14 protein-coding genes are annotated in these 15733 nt (G+C 75.0%); 4 read left to right on the forward strand and 10 right to left on the reverse strand.

The window, feature by feature from the left end:
* The first annotated feature begins 165 nt into the window (after window positions 1-165).
* Window positions 166-462 (forward strand): hypothetical protein, encoded by a 297-nt coding sequence (locus AB5J54_RS18190; protein ID WP_369144961.1) that lies wholly within the window; start codon window positions 166-168, stop codon window positions 460-462.
* On the opposite strand, the gene AB5J54_RS18195 is transcribed toward AB5J54_RS18190, so the two are convergent.
* Both AB5J54_RS18195 and AB5J54_RS18200 read right to left on the reverse strand, forming a co-directional pair.
* A complete protein-coding gene (locus AB5J54_RS18195; RefSeq protein WP_369149382.1) occupies window positions 450-1013 on the reverse strand; it encodes a GNAT family N-acetyltransferase in 564 nt (187 codons plus the stop codon). The two genes, AB5J54_RS18190 and AB5J54_RS18195, sit on opposite strands and share 13 nt — an antisense overlap.
* 29 nt (window positions 1014-1042) lie before the next feature.
* Complete coding sequence (locus tag AB5J54_RS18200; protein ID WP_369144962.1) at window positions 1043-1969, reverse strand: NADP-dependent oxidoreductase; 927 nt, start codon at window positions 1967-1969, stop codon at window positions 1043-1045.
* A gap of 148 nt (window positions 1970-2117) precedes the next feature.
* Between AB5J54_RS18200 and AB5J54_RS18205 the strand changes: the two genes are divergently transcribed.
* Both AB5J54_RS18205 and AB5J54_RS18210 read left to right on the forward strand, forming a co-directional pair.
* Window positions 2118-3362, forward strand: a complete 1245-nt coding sequence (locus AB5J54_RS18205) for a LuxR C-terminal-related transcriptional regulator (RefSeq protein ID WP_369144963.1) — start codon at window positions 2118-2120, stop codon at window positions 3360-3362.
* Window positions 3363-3709: 347 nt separating this feature from the next.
* Window positions 3710-5401, forward strand: coding sequence for a bifunctional 3'-5' exonuclease/DNA polymerase (locus tag AB5J54_RS18210; RefSeq protein WP_369144964.1), 1692 nt, complete (start codon window positions 3710-3712; stop codon window positions 5399-5401).
* Between the two features lie 46 nt (window positions 5402-5447).
* On the opposite strand, the gene AB5J54_RS18215 is transcribed toward AB5J54_RS18210, so the two are convergent.
* Window positions 5448-6719, reverse strand: coding sequence for a hypothetical protein (locus tag AB5J54_RS18215; RefSeq protein ID WP_369144965.1), 1272 nt, complete (start codon window positions 6717-6719; stop codon window positions 5448-5450).
* A gap of 48 nt (window positions 6720-6767) precedes the next feature.
* Window positions 6768-7277, reverse strand: coding sequence for a SigE family RNA polymerase sigma factor (locus AB5J54_RS18220; RefSeq protein ID WP_369144966.1), 510 nt, complete (start codon window positions 7275-7277; stop codon window positions 6768-6770).
* Window positions 7278-7398: 121 nt separating this feature from the next.
* Between AB5J54_RS18220 and AB5J54_RS18225 the strand changes: the two genes are divergently transcribed.
* Window positions 7399-7779 (forward strand): DUF6479 family protein, encoded by a 381-nt coding sequence (locus AB5J54_RS18225; protein WP_369144967.1) that lies wholly within the window; start codon window positions 7399-7401, stop codon window positions 7777-7779.
* Between the two features lie 79 nt (window positions 7780-7858).
* Here AB5J54_RS18225 and AB5J54_RS18230 read toward each other — a convergent pair whose 3' ends face one another.
* The 6 genes from AB5J54_RS18230 to AB5J54_RS18255 all read right to left on the reverse strand — a co-directional run bounded on the left by AB5J54_RS18230 (window position 7859) and on the right by AB5J54_RS18255 (window position 15731).
* Window positions 7859-8497, reverse strand: a complete 639-nt coding sequence (locus tag AB5J54_RS18230; protein ID WP_369149383.1) for a pyridoxamine 5'-phosphate oxidase family protein — start codon at window positions 8495-8497, stop codon at window positions 7859-7861.
* Window positions 8498-8666: 169 nt separating this feature from the next.
* Window positions 8667-10007: a lysine N(6)-hydroxylase/L-ornithine N(5)-oxygenase family protein gene (locus AB5J54_RS18235; RefSeq protein ID WP_369144968.1), complete on the reverse strand. Its 1341-nt coding sequence runs from the start codon at window positions 10005-10007 to the stop codon at window positions 8667-8669.
* Window positions 10008-10035: 28 nt separating this feature from the next.
* Window positions 10036-11280: an APC family permease gene (locus tag AB5J54_RS18240; protein ID WP_369144969.1), complete on the reverse strand. Its 1245-nt coding sequence runs from the start codon at window positions 11278-11280 to the stop codon at window positions 10036-10038.
* A gap of 281 nt (window positions 11281-11561) precedes the next feature.
* Window positions 11562-13658, reverse strand: coding sequence for an FAD-dependent oxidoreductase (locus AB5J54_RS18245; RefSeq protein WP_369144970.1), 2097 nt, complete (start codon window positions 13656-13658; stop codon window positions 11562-11564).
* The gene (locus tag AB5J54_RS18250; protein ID WP_369144971.1) at window positions 13651-15255 is read right to left on the reverse strand and encodes a class I tRNA ligase family protein; all 1605 of its coding nucleotides are present in this window, start codon (window positions 15253-15255) and stop codon (window positions 13651-13653) included. Before AB5J54_RS18250 ends, AB5J54_RS18245 begins: the two co-directional genes overlap by 8 nt.
* Window positions 15252-15731, reverse strand: a complete 480-nt coding sequence (locus AB5J54_RS18255; RefSeq protein WP_369144972.1) for a cupin domain-containing protein — start codon at window positions 15729-15731, stop codon at window positions 15252-15254. Before AB5J54_RS18255 ends, AB5J54_RS18250 begins: the two co-directional genes overlap by 4 nt.
* Window positions 15732-15733: the final 2 nt, after the last annotated feature.

Here is a 15733-nt window from a genome sequence, read left to right on the forward strand (position 1 = left end):
CGGGTGACGCGCCGCGCGTGCGGCGCGTCACGCGCGTGCGGCACCCGTGCGGGCTGCCCCGCGGAACGGCGCTCCGGCCCACCCCCGTGCGGCCGGCATCCGTTCCCGGCGTGCGCCGCCCCGTCCACCCTTGTCGGGCGCGGGGCGGGCCGCCATGCTGGGCGCATGCCCGGACAGCGGAAGAGGAAGAAGCGGCAGCGTGAGGCCCTCGCCCGGCACAGGGACCGCTTCGGTCCGGACGCGGGCCACTGGGAGGTGGTGTGCTCCCCCCAGGACGAGACCGCGCTGCGGGCCGAGATGCGGCGCCTGCGCGCCGAGCGCCCGGACCTCGACGAGGACGCGGTCCGCGTGGACATGCTGTGCGGGCGCCTCGTCCACCCCACCACCTACCGGCTGAGCGTCTTCGTCCCCTTCGACGCGGACGCGGAACAGCTCGACGCCGAACAGCCTCAGGAGGCCTGACCCGACGCCTTCCGCCAGTCCGGGGCCAGGACCGCCCAGATCTCCTCGTCGTGGCGCTTGCCCCGGTAGTCGTAGCTCTCCCGCAGGACCCCGTCCCGCGTCATGCCCAGCCGCCGCGCCACCGCGATGCTCGGCTCGTTGTCCGAGGAGACCACCCACTCCACCCGGTGGATGCCCCGTACCGAGATCGCCCAGTCGATGAGCGCCCGCGCCGCCCGCGTCACCAGGCCCTTGCCGACGCCCGCCGGCTCCAGCCAGACGCCCGCCTCCGCCGTGCCGCCCGTCGGGTCGAACTTTCGGAGGATCACCGCGCCGACGAGCGTGCCCCCGGACCAGATGCCGTGGATGCGTCCGGTGTCGGCCGCCGCCCGCTCCGCGTACGCCCGGAGGAAGGCCCGGCTCGACTCCAGGTCCGTCACCACGTCCGGGAGCCCGTTCCGCGCGCCGATGAACTCCCGTCCCCGGTCCATGTGCGCGAGGAACTCCTCGGCCTGCCACGGTTCGAGCGGGCGCAGCTCCGCGCCGTCGTCGCCCAGGGACATCGTGTACATCGGCATCGCCTTCCTCCGTCATCGCCCCACTACGGGATCAGGACGATCTTCCCCCGCACATGGCCCGACTCGCTCAACTCCTGCGCCCGCGCGGCCTCCTTCAGCGGCAGGGACTCGGCCAGGCGGACCGCGAGCGCGCCCTCCGCCGCCAGGCGGGCCTGAGCGGTGAGCCCGGCCCGTACCTCCTCCGGCGCCCCCGTGACGCCCGAGAAGACGATGCCGTGCTCCGCCGCGTCCGTCGCCGCGATCGTCACGATCCGCTCCTTCGCCGCGTCGCCGCCGCCGAGCAGCTCGATCGCGACCGGCAGGACCCCGTGCCCGGCCGCGTCGAAGACCGCGTCGACGCCCTCCGGGGCGGCGGCCCGCACCCGGTCGGCCAGCCCGTCCCCGTACGCGACGGGGATCGCCCCGAGCTCCCGCAGGTACGCGTGGTTGGACTCCGAGGCGCTGCCGATCACCGTGATCCCGGCCGCGACCGCGAGCTGCACGGCCACCGAGCCGACGACGCCCGCCGCACCGTGCAGGAACAGGGTCTCGCCCTCCCGCACCCGGAGCAGGTCCAGGACGCGCTGGGCGGTCTCGCCGGCCACCGGCAGGCTCGCGGCGGCCTCCCAGGAGAGCCCGGCGGGCTTGGGGGCGACGGTGCCGGCGATGGCGTACTCGGCGTAGGCGCCGGTCTTCGTCCAGCCGAGGACCTCGTCGCCGACGGCCACGTCGGTGACGCCCTCGCCGAGCGCGTCCACGGTCCCCGCGAACTCCAGGCCCGGGACGGCCGGGAAGGTCGTCGGGTAGAACTCCTCCACCCAGCCGTAACGCCGCTTCCAGTCCACCGGGTTGAGCCCGACCGCGGCCACCTTGACCCGCACCTCGCCCGGGCCCGGCTCCGGCTTCGCGACGCCGGTCTCGTGGCGCAGCACCTCGGGGCCGCCGAACTCCTCGTACACGATCGCTTCCATCCCGGCCTCCACTGCCGCCCGTTCCCGCTCGATCTTCGACGTCCCCATCCTGCGCCGCGGGGCACCCGGCCCCCGCCCTCCCAACGGCCAGTCCCACCTGTCCGAAAGACGGGCCGTCAGCTGTCCGTCCCGGACTACGCTGAGCCGCATGGACGCGCTCACGCTGACCACCGCGTACGAGATCATCCGGCAGCCGCTCGGGGAGATCCTCCCCGAGGTCTCCGCCGCCCTCGCGCCGCTGGTCCCGCACGTGGACGCGGCCGAACTCTCCACCCACTGCGCCCACTCCCCCTTCAAGGCGCTCGGCGGTACGGAGCTGCTGACCGCCGCCGAACTGACCCCGCTGCTCGCGGCCGGCGTCCCCGGCGCGCCCTGGCAGGGGCGCGCGACGATCGGCGGCCGGGAGCGCGAGGTCGTCGCCGTCACCAGTCACGCGACCCGGCGCGGGGCGGTCCTCGTGCTCGTACGGGAGGACGGCGCCGCCCCCGCCGACGCGGCCGCGCTCACCGTGGCGCAGGCGCTGTGGGACCTGGTCACCGGGCACTTCGACCGCTTCGCGACGGAGGCGGTGCCGGGCGCGCTGGCCCGTTCCCGCGCGGCGGCCGACACCCGGGCGCGGGTGATCGCCGAACTCACCGCCTCGCACGCGGCGGCGCTGTCCGGGGTCCTCGGAGTGCTGCGCAGCCGGGCCCTCGACGACACGACGGCCCGGACCACCGCCACCGACCTGGCCGCGTCCGCGCTGATCGAGATGCGGGCCGAGCAGCGGCGGGACCGGGCGCTCGCCGAGGAGCCCGCGGAGGACGCCTTCGAGCGGCTCGCGGGCGAACTCCGGCCGATGCTCCGGCACAGCAAGGTCCGGCTCGAACTCGGCGCGCCCGACTCGGCGCGCTCGCTCGCGGCCGACGTCGCGCACAGTGCGCGGGCCATCGTCCGGTCGCTGCTCCTCATCGTCCTGGAGCAGGACTCCGTGCGGCGGGTCCACGTCGGCTGGCAGCTGACCGAACACGAACTGCGGGCCTCCGTGCGCGACGACGGCGCGGGCGCGCTCGCCCCCTGCGACCTGGGCGCCGGCACGATCCGCGACCGGCTCGACGTGCTCGGCGGGCGGCTCGACATGGACGCGGTCCCCGGCTGGGGCACGACGATCACGGCCGTCCTCCCCCTGGCCACCCCGGAGGCCCCGGTCGAGGCCGCCCACCCGCTGACCGGGCTCGGCGAACGGGAGGTGGAGGTCCTGCGGCACCTGGCGCTGGGGCACCGGAACCGGCGGATCGCGGAGGAGCTGCACATCAGCGAGTCGACGGTGAAGTTCCACGTGGCGAACATCCTGAACAAACTGGGCGTCGACTCCCGGGGCGAGGCGGCAGCCCTCTTCCACGCGGCGGCGTAGGCCCCACCCCGTTGTGGGCAGGCGTTCCGCAAGGGGCGGAACGGGTGGGCACAACGGAACGGCGCCCCTGCCGGCGCCAGAGGCTACTGAGCCTGGACCCGCACCCCGTGCGCAGTGCACTGGTGGTGCGGGTCCAGGCGCGTAAGGCGGAGGCGCCGCGAGAGGGCGCCGTCCCGTGTGCCCACCCGTCCCGCCCCAGCGGGACGATTGCCCACACGGGCGGGGGCACCGCCCAGCGCGGGCGCGGGCACACGCGGGGGTGGGCGGGGGCACCGCCCGGCGCGGGCGGGGGCCCGCGCGGGCGTGGTGTGGGGGCGCTGTCAGTGGGGGGTGTCAGACTCGCGCACATGAGCGAGAGGTGGGCGCTGGGCGTCGAGGGCGAAGGGGACGGCGCCCTGCTCGCACCCCTCGCCCCCGACGGCCGCCCCACCGGCCCCGTGCGCCGCGAGCCCGATCTCGTGGCGGCCGTGCGGGCGCGGCCCGACGTCGCCCGCTGGGTGTGGCGGTCGACGGCCGAGGTCTATCCGCGGCTCCTCGCCGCCGGCGTCCGCGTCGAGCGCTGCTACGACATCGAGGACGCCGAGCAGCTCCTCCTCGGCCACGAGGGCCGGCTCGGTGAGCCGCGCTCGGCGGCGGCCGCCCTGGCCCGCCTGCACCACGCCCCCGTACCCCCGGATCCCCCGCAGCGCGCCGCCGAGCCCGGTTCGCAGGACTCGCTCTTCGAGCCCCGCCCCACCGCCTCCGTGCCCTTCGAGGGGCTCCTCGGCGTCTACGCGGAGCAGCTGCGCCGCCATGACCGGGCCGAGCACCCCGGCCGGATGCGGCTGCTCACCGCCGCCGAGTCGGCCGGGATGCTGGTGGCCGCCGAGATGCACCGGGCCGGGCTGCCGTGGCGCGCGGACGTGCACCGGGAGCTGCTGAACGAGCTGCTCGGCGAGCGGTACGCGGGCGGTGGCGAGCCGCGCCGCCTCGCGGAGCTCGCCGACGAGGTGTCGGCGGCGTTCGGGCGCCGGGTGCGGCCCGATCTGCCCGCCGACGTGGTGAAGGCCTTCACGCAGGCCGGGATCCGGGTCAGGTCCACGCGCCGCTGGGAGCTCGCCGAGATCGACCACCCGGCCGTGGAGCCGCTCATCGCGTACAAGAAGCTGTACCGGATCTGGACGGCCCACGGCTGGTCCTGGCTGGCCGACTGGGTGCGCGACGGCCGCTTCCGGCCCGAGTACCTGCCCGGCGGCACGGTCAGCGGGCGCTGGACGACCAACGGCGGCGGCGCCCTGCAGATCCCGAAGGTGATCCGGCGGGCGGTCGTCGCCGACGAGGGCTGGCGGCTCGTGGTCGCCGACGCCGACCAGATGGAACCGCGCGTGCTGGCCGCGATCTCCCGCGACCCGGGTCTGATGGAGGTCGCGGGGCACCCCGACGACCTCTACACCCGGCTGTCCGACCGCGCCTTCTCCGGCGACCGCGACCACGCCAAGATCGCGCTGCTCGGCGCGATCTACGGGCAGACCAGCGGCGACGGCCTGAAGAACCTCGCGGCCCTGCGCCGCCGCTTCCCGCGCGCGGTGGCCTATGTCGACGAGGCGGCGAAGGCGGGCGAGGAGGGCCGGCTCGTACGGACCTGGCTGGGCCGGACCAGCCCGCGGGCGGTCGGCTCGGGCGAGGACGAGGAGGCCGGGATCCCGCAGGAGGGCGCCGAACCGGAGCCGGAGAGCGGCGAGTTCGTCCCCGGGTACGCCTCGGGGAACGCCCGGGCCCGCGGCCGGTTCACCCGTAACTTCGTCGTCCAGGGCAGCGCCGCCGACTGGGCGCTCCTGATGCTGGCGGCGCTGCGGCGCTCCCTGTCGGGGATGCGGGCGGAGCTGGTGTTCTTCCAGCACGACGAGGTGATCGTGCACTGCCCCGCGGAGGAGGCGGAGGCGGTGACGGAGGCGATCCGGGCGGCCGGGGACGAGGCCGGGCGGATCGCGTTCGGGGAGACGCCGGTCCGGTTCCCGTTCACGACGGCGACCGTCGAGCGGTACGCGGACGCGAAGTAGCCGGTGACACGGAGCTCCCCGTGCCACCGGCCGTCTTTCGGGCCCCCTACTTCAGCGGCAGCTTCCGCCACTTCGGGCTCAGCGCCAGCGCCTTCAGCTGCTCCATGGTCAGCGCGGGCTCGGCGCGCGTGGCGGCCTCGTGCTGCGCGCCCGCGTTGAAGGCGGAGACCCCGACCCGGAATCCCTGCGGGCTCAGGGTGTCGACGCTCCACCACACGACCCCGGCGCCGCCCTTCTCGCCGGGCTGCTGGGTGGCCCGCACCTTGGTGCCGTCGGGCAGGGTGACGACTCCGGCGCCGGTGAAGAGCTCGGCGACGGCCTTCCCGGCATCGGGCTGGACGTCGACCCCGACGAGGCTCTTGCCCTTGCCGTCGTCGACGACGACGTAGCCGTGGCCGTCGTCTCCGCCGTGGGAGACCACGGTGGCGCCCTTCGGCAGCAGGGAGCGCAGGGTGGCCTGGACGGCGGCGGCGCTCGGCACTGCGGGCAGCGGGTTCGGGACGGGATCGGGCTTCGGCTGCGCGGCCAGCTGCTTGAGCAGCGGCCGCCAGCCCTCGGCCGTGACGAGGGCCTTCAGCTGGGTACCGCTGAAGGGCGGGTCCTCGCGGGTGATCGCGGCGCCCTTCTCGGCGGGGGCGTTGTACTCGTTCGCGTCGACGAGGAAGCCGTCCTTGGTGAGCAGCACCGCCCGCCAGTTCTTGGTCTCCTCGCTCCTGTCGGCGTACTCGTACCCCTGGAGGATCATGAGCCGGTCGCCGCCCGGCAGCCGCTGGCTGGCGCACCTGTCGTAGCGGACGACCACCCTGTCGGGGCAGGTGACCTGATCCACGCCGGCCTCGGGACTGTCGCCGGCCCGGAAGAGGCCGACGCTGACGCCCGCCTTGCCGTGGCCGTCGTCGTAGACGCCGGTGACGGACTCGCCCTTGCCGTCCAGGTTGTCGAACTGCCACTGGCCGGCCGGGGTGTTGGCCTTGAGGACGGCGGCGAGGTCCTCGACCGGGAGCACCGGAACGAACTTCCACTTCCCCGGCGTGCCGTCGGCTGCGCCGGTCACCGGCGGCGCCGCAACGGAGGCAGTCGTCGCCGGCCCCTCGGGGCCGAGCAGCGAGCCGCCGTACACGCCGCCGATGCCGACGGCCGCGAGCGCGAGGACGCCGCCGGTCACCGCGAGGCGGCGGCGCACCAGGCGGCGCCGGCCGCGCTGGAGGCCGCCGGCGATCAGCTCGCGCCGGTCGTCGGCGGAGAAGCCGTCGCCGGCGCTGCGCAGGACCGCGCCGAGCTCCTCCTCGAAGGGCTGGGTTTCTTCGTTCTGGGGCATGCCGAGATCACCGTCTCCGGTCGGTAGGAAAGCGGGAAAAGTACGTGGTCAGCGGGTGGCGAACGCGGCGACGCTGCCGCCGAGCCGTTCCCGCAGCGTGGCGAGCGCCCGCACGGAGCGGGTGCGTACGGCGGCGGAGCTGACGTGCAGGGCGTCGGCGGTCTCCTCGATGCTGCGGTCCTCCCAGTACCGCAGGACGACGACCGCCCGGTCCTTCGGCGCGAGGCCGGCGAGCGCGTCGAGCAGCGCGATCCGCAGGGCCGGGTCCTCGCCGTACTCGGGGGCGCGGTCGGGCAGCTCGCCGAGCGGGCGCTCGGTGGCCGAGCGGCGCCGCTGGTGGGTGAGGAAGGTGCGTACGAGCACGGTCTGGGCGTACGCGGCGGGGTTCCCGACCCGCGCCATGCGGCCCCAGTGGGCGTACATCCGGCCGAGGGTCTCCTGGGTGAGGTCCTCGGCGAGGTGCGTGTCTCCGCTGGTCAGCAGGCATGCCGAGCGGAAAAGGTGCCCTGTTCGTGCGGCGGCGAACTCCAGGAACTCGTCCGCGCGGGACTTTCTCATGCCCCTCCTCTCCCTCGCGGTCACGGGGTGTGGCCGGCGTACACCCCATTGACGCGACGGGGGAACGGAAATGTTTCAGCCCGACGTATCCGAAGAAGCGGAAGCGGGTAATCCTGTTGGTATGAACACTCTCAGCGCAGCAGAGAACCTGGCCGCTGGGGTTTGGCAGTCAGGTCTGGCCCAGGTCATCGGCGGGCTCGTCGTCGTCTTCGTCCTCATCGGCGCCTTCTGGCTGGGCATCCGGATCAACGCCCGCGAATCGAAGAAGCCGAAGCCGGAGGAACAGCCGCACCGGCCCGACACGGACGCACTGCCCGGCGAGGTGGAGGAGTACCGCCAGCCGGCCGAGATGCCCCAGACCGACGGCGAGCACCGGCTCATGCCCTACCAGCTCAAGAACGCCGGAGAGGCCTCGACCGAGCCACCCTCCGAGGAGAAGCGCAAGTGGGGCGGCATCTCCAGCGGTGGCTTCGGCAGCGGAGGCACCGGACACGGCGACTGACGCCGGACCCCGACACCTGGCCCCTGACCCAGAAAAGCCCAGCCGTCATCGGCTGGGCTTGGTCCGGCTCCGGTTCCGGCTACACCTGGGCGGGTTCGCCGCCCAGGATCCGGCCCGCGCGCGAGGCGATGTGCGCCGGCGGGGCGAAGTCCGCGGGGAGGACCGGGTCGGTGACCGGCTCGCCGAAGGTGGTCACCACCGGGAGCACGCCGGCCCACAGGCCGAGCGCCGCGTCCTCGGAGTCGCCGTCGTCCGGCGGGCCGTCGGCGGTCTTCACGGAGGCCTCGGTCAGGTCGAGCGCGAGGAGCGCGGTCGCGGCCAGCTCCTTGCGGCTGGGCTGCCGCGCGTACTCCCACTGGCCCGGGGAGCTCTGCTCGGTCAGGGCCCGCAGCCCGCGGAGCTTCTCCTCCGGGTCGGTCACGATCTCGGGGACGCCGTAGATCATCGCGCAGCGGTAGTTCACCCCGTGCTCGAAGACGGAGCGGGCGAGGACGAGGCCGTCGACGTGCGTGACCGTGACGCAGACGGTGGTGTCCGGGGCCTGGACCAGGCTGCGGCTGGCGACCGAGCCGTGCAGATAGAGCCGGTCGCCGTCCACGCCGTACGCCGTGGGCACCACCATCGTCGTGCCGTCGACGGTGACGCCGAGGTGGCAGAGGAAGCCGGCGGCGAGCACGGCGTCCAGGTCGGCGCGCCGGTGGCTGCCCTTGTGGCGCATCCGGCGCAACCGGGTCCGCTCCGTGACGGCCAGGTCGGCCGCGGCCTGCTCCGTGACGGCCGGGTCGGCCGCGGCCGGCTCCGTCGCGGCCGGCTCGTCGCCGAGCGCTGTGGTGGTGCTGCTCATGAGGACCTCTCGTTGCGTGCGGGTGTAGGTGTTGTACGGGGGATCAGCCCGTCACCGCCACCGACTTCCGCCTGTCGGAACGCCGCCCGTCGTGACGGCCCGCCACCAGGGAGTCGCAGATCTCGCCGGCCCGGACCGCCGCCATCGAGAGCAGGTTGGCCGTGATGCCGTGCGAGTGCTCGGTGCCGCCCATCAGATAGATCCCGGCCTCCACCTCCGGCGCGGTCTCCACCCGGTAGTCGCGGCGGACCCGCAGTCGGCCGTCCTCGTCGCGCGCGCAGGCCGCGTCGAGCGCGCCGAGCAGCCGGCCCGGGTCGGGCTCGGAGTAACCGGTGGCGTAGACGACGGCGTCCGCCTCCATCGTCTCCGTCTCGCCGGTGGCAAGGTTCCGCACCTGGACGCGGACCCCGTCGGGGCCTTCCACGGCCTCGGTGAGCCGGGTGACGCCGAGGATCCGCAGCCGCTGCTCGCCGCGGACCTTCTCCTGGTACGAGCGTCGGTAGAGCTCCTCGATGAGGTCCATGTCGACGACGCCGTAGTTGGTGTTGCGGTGGTAGTCCATGAGCGTCCGGCGGACGGACGGCTCGGCCCCGTGGTAGAGGTCGACGGCCTCCGGGTCGAAGATCCGGTTCGCGTACGGGCTGTCGTCGGCCGGGCTGTAGCCGTACCGCGTGTGGACGGCGACGACCTCGGCCCCCTCGTACGTCCGGTGGAGGTGGTCGGCGATCTCGGCGGCGCTCTGCCCGGCCCCGGCGACGACGAACCGGCGCGGGTTCCCGGTGGGCAGGGCGGCGAGCCGGTGCAGGAACTCGCTGCTGTGCCAGAGGCGTTCGGAGGACGTGACGCCCTCGGGGAGCCGGGGGACGAGGCCGGTGCCGATGACGAGGTTCCGCGCCCGGTACGTGACGGCCTCGGCCTCCCCGACGGCGGCGACGTCGACCTCGACGACGGGTCCGGCGGCCCCCGCGGGACGGATCGCGGTGACTTCGAGCCCGTAACGGACCATGTGGTCCACGCCGTTGGCGGCCCACTGGAGGTAGTCGTGGAACTCCTCACGGGTCGGGAACAGCAGCTTGTGGTTGATGAAGTCGACCAGACGGCCGCGGTCGTGGAGGTACGGCACGAAACCGAAGCGGCTGCGCGGATTGCGCATCGTGGCCAGGTCCTTCAGGAACGAGACCTGCATCGTGGCGTCCGGCAGGAGCATGCCCCGGTGCCAGCCGAAGTTCGGCTGCTTCTCCAGGAAGACGGCCGTGAGCCGCTCGTCGGGCGCGGCCTGCTCGTTGTACTCCTCGATGGCGATCGCGAGGGCGAGGTTGGCGGGCCCGAAGCCGACGCCGACGATGTCGTAGACGGGAGTGGTCTCGTTCGTGGTCGCGTTCATGGCTGACTGCCTTTCGGTGGGCGGAGGTTCAGGAGGTACGGGTGCGGCCGGCGAGGGCGGCGCAGCCGGCGGCGAGGAGCAGGGCGAGCAGCAGCCCCGTACCGGCGAAGGAGAGGAAGACGGCCGCGATCACCAGGGTCACGACGGCGGTCGCGCGCAGGGCGCGGCCGGTGCCGCGGGCCCGCAGGGCGGCCGCGGCGGCGGCCACGTACAGGAGCAGGAAGGCGCTGCTGGTGACGACGAGCACCAGCTCCTCACCGGTGCCGGTGAGGGTCAGGGTGCCCAGGACGGCCGCGTACGCGAGGGCGAGGGCGACGGTCGCCGGCACCGGGCGGTCGGCCAGGGCGTGCGGCAGGATCCGCTCGCGGGCGGCGGCCCGGACGACCCGGGTCGCGCCGAGGACCCAGGCGTTGGTGGCGACCACCGCGAGCCCGAGGGCGAGGAGATCGCCGGCGATCGCGCCGCCGTCGCCGAGCGAGGCGCCGAGGAGGGCGGTGATGACGACGGGCTCGTCGCCGGGGACGGCCAGGTAGGCGGCCGTCACCGCCGCGTACAGCAGCCCGACGATCGGCACCGCCCAGCGGATCGCGCGGCGGTAGCTGCGGGCCGGGTCGTCGACCTGCTCGGCGAGGGTCGAGACGTTCTCCCAGCCGAGGAAGGAGAAGAAGGCGGTGACGACGGCGATGCCGACGCCGCCCCAGCCGTGCGTGAGGAACGGGGTGTACTGCCCCGCGTCGAACCGCGGCACCGCGAGCACCACGGCCCCGCCGAGGCCGAGCAGCAGCACGACCAGGGCGGCGGCCTGCACCCGGGCGCCGGCCGTGAGGCCGAGCAGGGTGAACGCGGCGGACAGCGCCATGAAGCCGATCGCGATCGGGTACACGGGCCCGTCCGGCTGGCCGATCAGTCCCAGCAGACAGCGGGCGGACACGATGCCCATCACCGGATTCCCGATGACGTACGTGGCGACGAGGAGCAGCGCCGCGGCCCGCCCGGGGCGGCGGCCGAACCCGGCCTCCACCATCGCGGCGAGGCCGGAGGCGTCGGGGCGCCAGGCCGACATCTCCGCGAAGAAACGCGCGAAGGGGTACGAGCTGAGCGCGAGCGCCAGCCAGGCGAGCAGCGCGGCGGGGCCGGCCTGCCGCTCGGTGAGACCCGGCACCAGAAGGATGCCGGTCCCGACGAGACTGCTGACGTAGAACACGACGAGCGCGCGCACGCCCAGGGCGGTGGGTCGCTGTGCGGCCCCGGGCCGCTGCAGCAGATCGGTCATGGTGTCACCTCCAGTGACGAGTTGTTGGCGACGCCCACCCGGTTGTGGGCCCGCTTCCGCCCGTTGTGGGCAATCGTTCCGCTGGGGCGGAACGGGTGGGCACAACGGACGGCGCCCCTTGCCGGGCCTAGGCTTCCGCGCCCTGACCCGCACCGGATGCGCCCCGCGGCTCGTGGTGCGGGTCCAGGCGCGGAACGCGGAGGCGCCGTGGGAGGGCGCCGTCCCGTGTGCCCACCCGTCCCGCCCTGCGGGACGATTGCCCACACGGCGGGGGCGCCGGGTCACGCGCCCCCCAGGACGTCCAGCGCCTCCGCCGCCGCCAGTTCCGCCGCCGCCGGCGCCGTCTTGAAGCCCGCGCCCGACCACCCCGTCGCGAGGACGATCCGGCTGTCGGCCCGTTCGCGGCCCAGGTGCGGGCGGGAGTGCGGTGTGTAGAGGTCGACGCCCTGGCGGCCGCCGAGGAAGCGGGTCGCGGGGTCGGCGAGCCACGGCCACCGCGCGGCGGCCCCCTGGCGGATGTACGCCACGTGCTCGTCGGTCAGCGTGGCGAGCCCGCCCGGGGGCACGTCCCACTCGTCGACCGGCCGCCCCGCCATGTAGCCCCCCGCCGCCTCCCCGGTGAGCTGCGGCCGCCCCCACACACCGCTCACCATGTCGACGACGGTCGGCAGACCGGCCGTGGCGGGGTGGTGGAAGAAGCCGTACCGGATGGCCTTGGTCCGTCCGGCGTCCGCGCCGCTCAGCCGGTGCCCGGCGATCTCCCCGGTGCCGCCGCCGGCCGCGAGGACGACCGCGAAGGCCTCGACGGGTCCGCCGGGTTCGAGGAGGACGCGGACCCGGTCGGCCCCGGGCGGGGCGTCGAGTTCCCGGACCCGGGCGGGCAGCAGCCGGGCCCCGTGGGCGAGGGCGCGGTCGCGGTAGACCCGCGCGGTGCGGGGCGGGTCGGCGTAACCGGCCTCGGGTTCCCACACGGCGGCGGTGACGCCGTCGACGGAGAGGCCGGGGAAGCGGGCCCCGAGGACGTCCGGGTCCAGCAACTCCGCCGGTACGCCCGCTCCGTTGAGCTCGGCAACGCCCTTCTCGGCCTGTTCCAGGTCGGCGTCGCCGCAGAGGACGAGCGACCCGGTGGTCATGAAGCCGTACGGTCCGGGTGCGAGCGCGGCCGGCCCCCAGGCGAGGTGGTGGCTGCGCAGGGCGAGCCCCCGCAGGTACGGGTCGGCCTCGAAGGACCGGACGAGCCCGCCGGACCAGGCGGTGGCGTGGTCCTGGCGCCCGTCCATGGGCGCGACGAGCGCGACCCGGGCGCCGTGCCGGGCGAGTACGGACGCGGTGGCGGCGCCGACGACCCCGGCGCCGACGACGATGACGTCGTACGCCCGCCCGTGCCGTCCGGCGGTACGGGTACGGGGCGCGGCGGCCTCCGGCACCGGCACGAAGTCCCAGCCCACGCTCCCGGCCTCGGGTTCGCCGAGCGCGGTGAACCCCCGGTCGGCGAGGGCCCGTACGGCCGCGAGGAGGGTGCGTCCGGTGCGCCCGGCGTCCTCGGAGAGCGCGGCGGTGGCGGCCGCGAAGGCAGCGTCCACGTGCGCTTCGGGCCCGCCGCGCATCCGGGCCACGGAGGCGGAGCCGGCGGGCGGCCCGAGCAGTTCCGCGAACTCGTCCACCGCGCAGTCGTCGGTGAACCAGAACGCCCCCTCGTACCCGCCCTGCCGCCACTCCCGGCCCACCCGCGCGGCCCCGTGGTGGGTCCCGCAGACGACGAGCGCGGTGACGTCCCGGCCTCCGGGCCCGTCGAGGACGTCGAGCGGAGGAGCTTCGGCCAGGACGGCCGGCACCGGCACTCCGCCCGTCGCGGGCCCGCTCCCGTCGGAGACCACGGGCCCCGACGGCAGGGCGGGCCGGGTGACCGCCGACGCCTCCCGTACGAGCAGCGCAAGGCGTTCCCCGTACGCGCTGCCGTCGTGCGTCACGGCGACCCGGGCGTGGCCCGCCTCCCGTACGGACGCGAGCAGGTCGACCGCCTGGGCCCGGTCGTCCGGGCACCAGCGGAGCATCGTGCCCGCGCTGTCGGCGAGGAGGCCGGGCGTGGTGGCCAGCGGGAGGAGGACGGGGAGTCCGGCCGCCCGGTAGACGGGGAGGGCCGCCGCGGCGCCGGCGCTGTTGAAGTGCCCGACGACCAGCGCGTGCCGGCCCTCGGCGACGACCGCCTCGGCGATCTGCCGGGCCGTCTCGGCCTCACCCCGGTCGTCGTACAGCTCCCAGTTCACCGCGGTCCCGTACCGCTCGGCGGCCCGCTCCAGGTGCTCGCCCCAGGCCGCCCGGGGCCCCGAGAAGGGCCCGACGACGGCGCCGCGCGGAAGGAGCTCCCTGTCAGGCACTGAAGACCGCCCCGGGCCGGGCCGCCACCGGCGTCCCCGGGGCGAGCGGCGCGAGGGCCTCCGCGTCGACCCGGCGCGGTTCCGGCGCGAGGCCGAGGAGCGCGGCGAGCCGGGCGGAGCCGTACGGGAGGGCGGGCGCGGCCCAGGCGGACAGGGCGGCGGCGACGGCGAGCTGGGCGGAGAGCGCGGAGCGGTATGCGGAGGCGCCGTCCGGACGCTCGCCCTCGAAGCCGTTCACGTACCCGAAGTCCTCGGCGAGGCTCACCACTTCGTCGAGCAGCGCGACCGCGCGCCGCACGTCGTAGCCCTCGACGCCGTAGGCCTCCCGCAGCTGTCCGACGGTCTCGGTGAGCCGGGCACGCAGCCGCTCCCACGCGGGACCCCGCGGCGCCTCGGCGGGGGCGAGACCGTCGGCGGACTCGGCGACGGCGGTGAACAGCCGGCCGAGCCAGCCGTCCCAGCGCTCGGCGAGCCGCTCGCGGCTGACGGCGAGGGCGGCCGGACTGAAGCTGGTCTGGCGGCCGTTGGGCCGGTCGGAGAGGACGTGGTAGCGCAGGACGTCCGCGCCGGTCCGGGCGAGTTCCTCGTGCGCCCAGATGGCGTGGCGCCGGCTGGTGGAGAACTTGAGCCCTTCGAGCCGGTAGAACTCGTTGACGACGAAGGCCCGGGGCAGCGCGATCTCGGGGTCGTACGCCCGGAAGGCGGCGGGGAACAGCAGGGCGTGGAAGTAGCCGTTGTCGAAGCCGAAGAACTGGACGGGCGCGGGGGCGGGTTCGGTCTCGCCGGCGCCGGTCCACTCCAGGAGGTAGCCGGGGGCCATCTCGAACCAGACGTAGATCCGCTGGTCGGTGAAGCCGGCGACCGGGACCGGCACGCCCCATTCGGAGGGGTGGCTGACGGCGATCTCGGGGAGGCCCGCGGCGCGCATCCGCTCGCAGAGGGAGCGCAGGTGCGGCGGCATGTCGACCCGGTCCCAGAAGGCGGTGAGTTCCTGCTCCCAGGGGGCGAGGGGGAAGTAGAGCCGCTCGCAGTCGCGGAGTTCGGGGGTCGCGCCGCAGCCGGTGCAGACGGGGTCGGTGAGGTCGGCGCAGTCGTTGGGGCGGCCGCAGGGCTCGCAGGCGTTGCCGTTGGAGCCGGAGCCGCAGTGCGGGCAGTCGCCCTTCAGGTAGGCCTCGTACAGCCAGCGCTCGCAGTCGGTGCAGTACGGCAGCGGTCGCGTCCGGGCGACGATGTGCCCGGCGTCGTACAGGCGGCTGAAGAAGTCCTGGACGGCCGACTGGTAGCCGACGTCGCGGCGCGGGCGGACGATCGCGTCGAAGTCGGCGCCGGCCTGCCGCCACACGGACTCGATGGAGGCGCCGTAGCCGTCGGCGACCTCGTCGCCCTTGCGTCCGCCGTCGTTCAGGCCGCGGACGGGCACGTAGCTCTGGTGGTCGTCGAGGCCGGTGGTGTAGCGGACGGGGCCGGTGCCCTCGGCGGCGAGGAAGCGGCGCAGGACGTCGCCGGCGAGGTAGGGCCCGGCGAGGTGGCCGATGTGGAGGTCGCCGTTGGGGGTGGGCGGGGTGGCGGTGATCCAGTGGGCGGTGGTGTCGCTCATGCCGCGACCTCCTCGTTCTCGGTACGGACGGCGGGCTCGCGCAGCGGCCAGTAGAGGGAGACCCAGCTCAGCTCGACGTCGCCGGTGTTGTGGACGACGTGCTCCTGGTTCTTGGGCAGCACGACGATGTCGCCGGCGCGGAACGGCGGCTCCAGGGTGCCGTCGAGGGTCACGCTGCCGGTCCCGGACAGGATGATCATGACCTCGTCCTGGTTGTGGCAGTCGGGGTCGGAGTCCCCGCCGGGCTTCAGGAAGCAGGCCATCGCGCCGACGGGCGGCTCGGCGTCCCCGCCGGGCCACGGGATGAGCCGCTGGCAGGCGAGACCGAACTCCTCGGTGGCGGCACTGCGGTCGATACGGAAACGGCGATCGGCCATGGGGGCGGCTCCGGGGCTCGGTTGCGGGGGGAGGTCGCGGTACGGAGTGGCGGCGAGGGCCGGTTCTCCGGGCGGCAGGATGGGCGAGGTGAAGGGCATAC

The sequence above is a fragment of the Streptomyces sp. R44 genome (assembly GCF_041053105.1).
Classification (GTDB): Bacteria; Actinomycetota; Actinomycetes; order Streptomycetales; family Streptomycetaceae; genus Streptomyces.

Bases quoted from the DNA above. Each gene is read 5' to 3' on its own strand.
- AB5J54_RS18190 (WP_369144961.1), top strand. From the start codon at position 166: ATGCCCGGACAGCGGAAGAGGAAGAAGCGGCAGCGTGAGGCCCTCGCC.
- AB5J54_RS18195 (WP_369149382.1), bottom strand. From the start codon at position 1,013: ATGTACACGATGTCCCTGGGCGACGACGGCGCGGAGCTGCGCCCGCTC.
- AB5J54_RS18200 (WP_369144962.1), bottom strand. From the start codon at position 1,969: ATGGAAGCGATCGTGTACGAGGAGTTCGGCGGCCCCGAGGTGCTGCGC.
- AB5J54_RS18205 (WP_369144963.1), top strand. From the start codon at position 2,118: ATGGACGCGCTCACGCTGACCACCGCGTACGAGATCATCCGGCAGCCG.
- AB5J54_RS18210 (WP_369144964.1), top strand. From the start codon at position 3,710: ATGAGCGAGAGGTGGGCGCTGGGCGTCGAGGGCGAAGGGGACGGCGCC.
- AB5J54_RS18215 (WP_369144965.1), bottom strand. From the start codon at position 6,719: ATGCCCCAGAACGAAGAAACCCAGCCCTTCGAGGAGGAGCTCGGCGCG.
- AB5J54_RS18220 (WP_369144966.1), bottom strand. From the start codon at position 7,277: ATGAGAAAGTCCCGCGCGGACGAGTTCCTGGAGTTCGCCGCCGCACGA.
- AB5J54_RS18225 (WP_369144967.1), top strand. From the start codon at position 7,399: ATGAACACTCTCAGCGCAGCAGAGAACCTGGCCGCTGGGGTTTGGCAG.
- AB5J54_RS18230 (WP_369149383.1), bottom strand. From the start codon at position 8,497: ATGCGCCACAAGGGCAGCCACCGGCGCGCCGACCTGGACGCCGTGCTC.
- AB5J54_RS18235 (WP_369144968.1), bottom strand. From the start codon at position 10,007: ATGAACGCGACCACGAACGAGACCACTCCCGTCTACGACATCGTCGGC.
- AB5J54_RS18240 (WP_369144969.1), bottom strand. From the start codon at position 11,280: ATGACCGATCTGCTGCAGCGGCCCGGGGCCGCACAGCGACCCACCGCC.
- AB5J54_RS18250 (WP_369144971.1), bottom strand. From the start codon at position 15,255: ATGAGCGACACCACCGCCCACTGGATCACCGCCACCCCGCCCACCCCC.
- AB5J54_RS18255 (WP_369144972.1), bottom strand. From the start codon at position 15,731: ATGCCCTTCACCTCGCCCATCCTGCCGCCCGGAGAACCGGCCCTCGCC.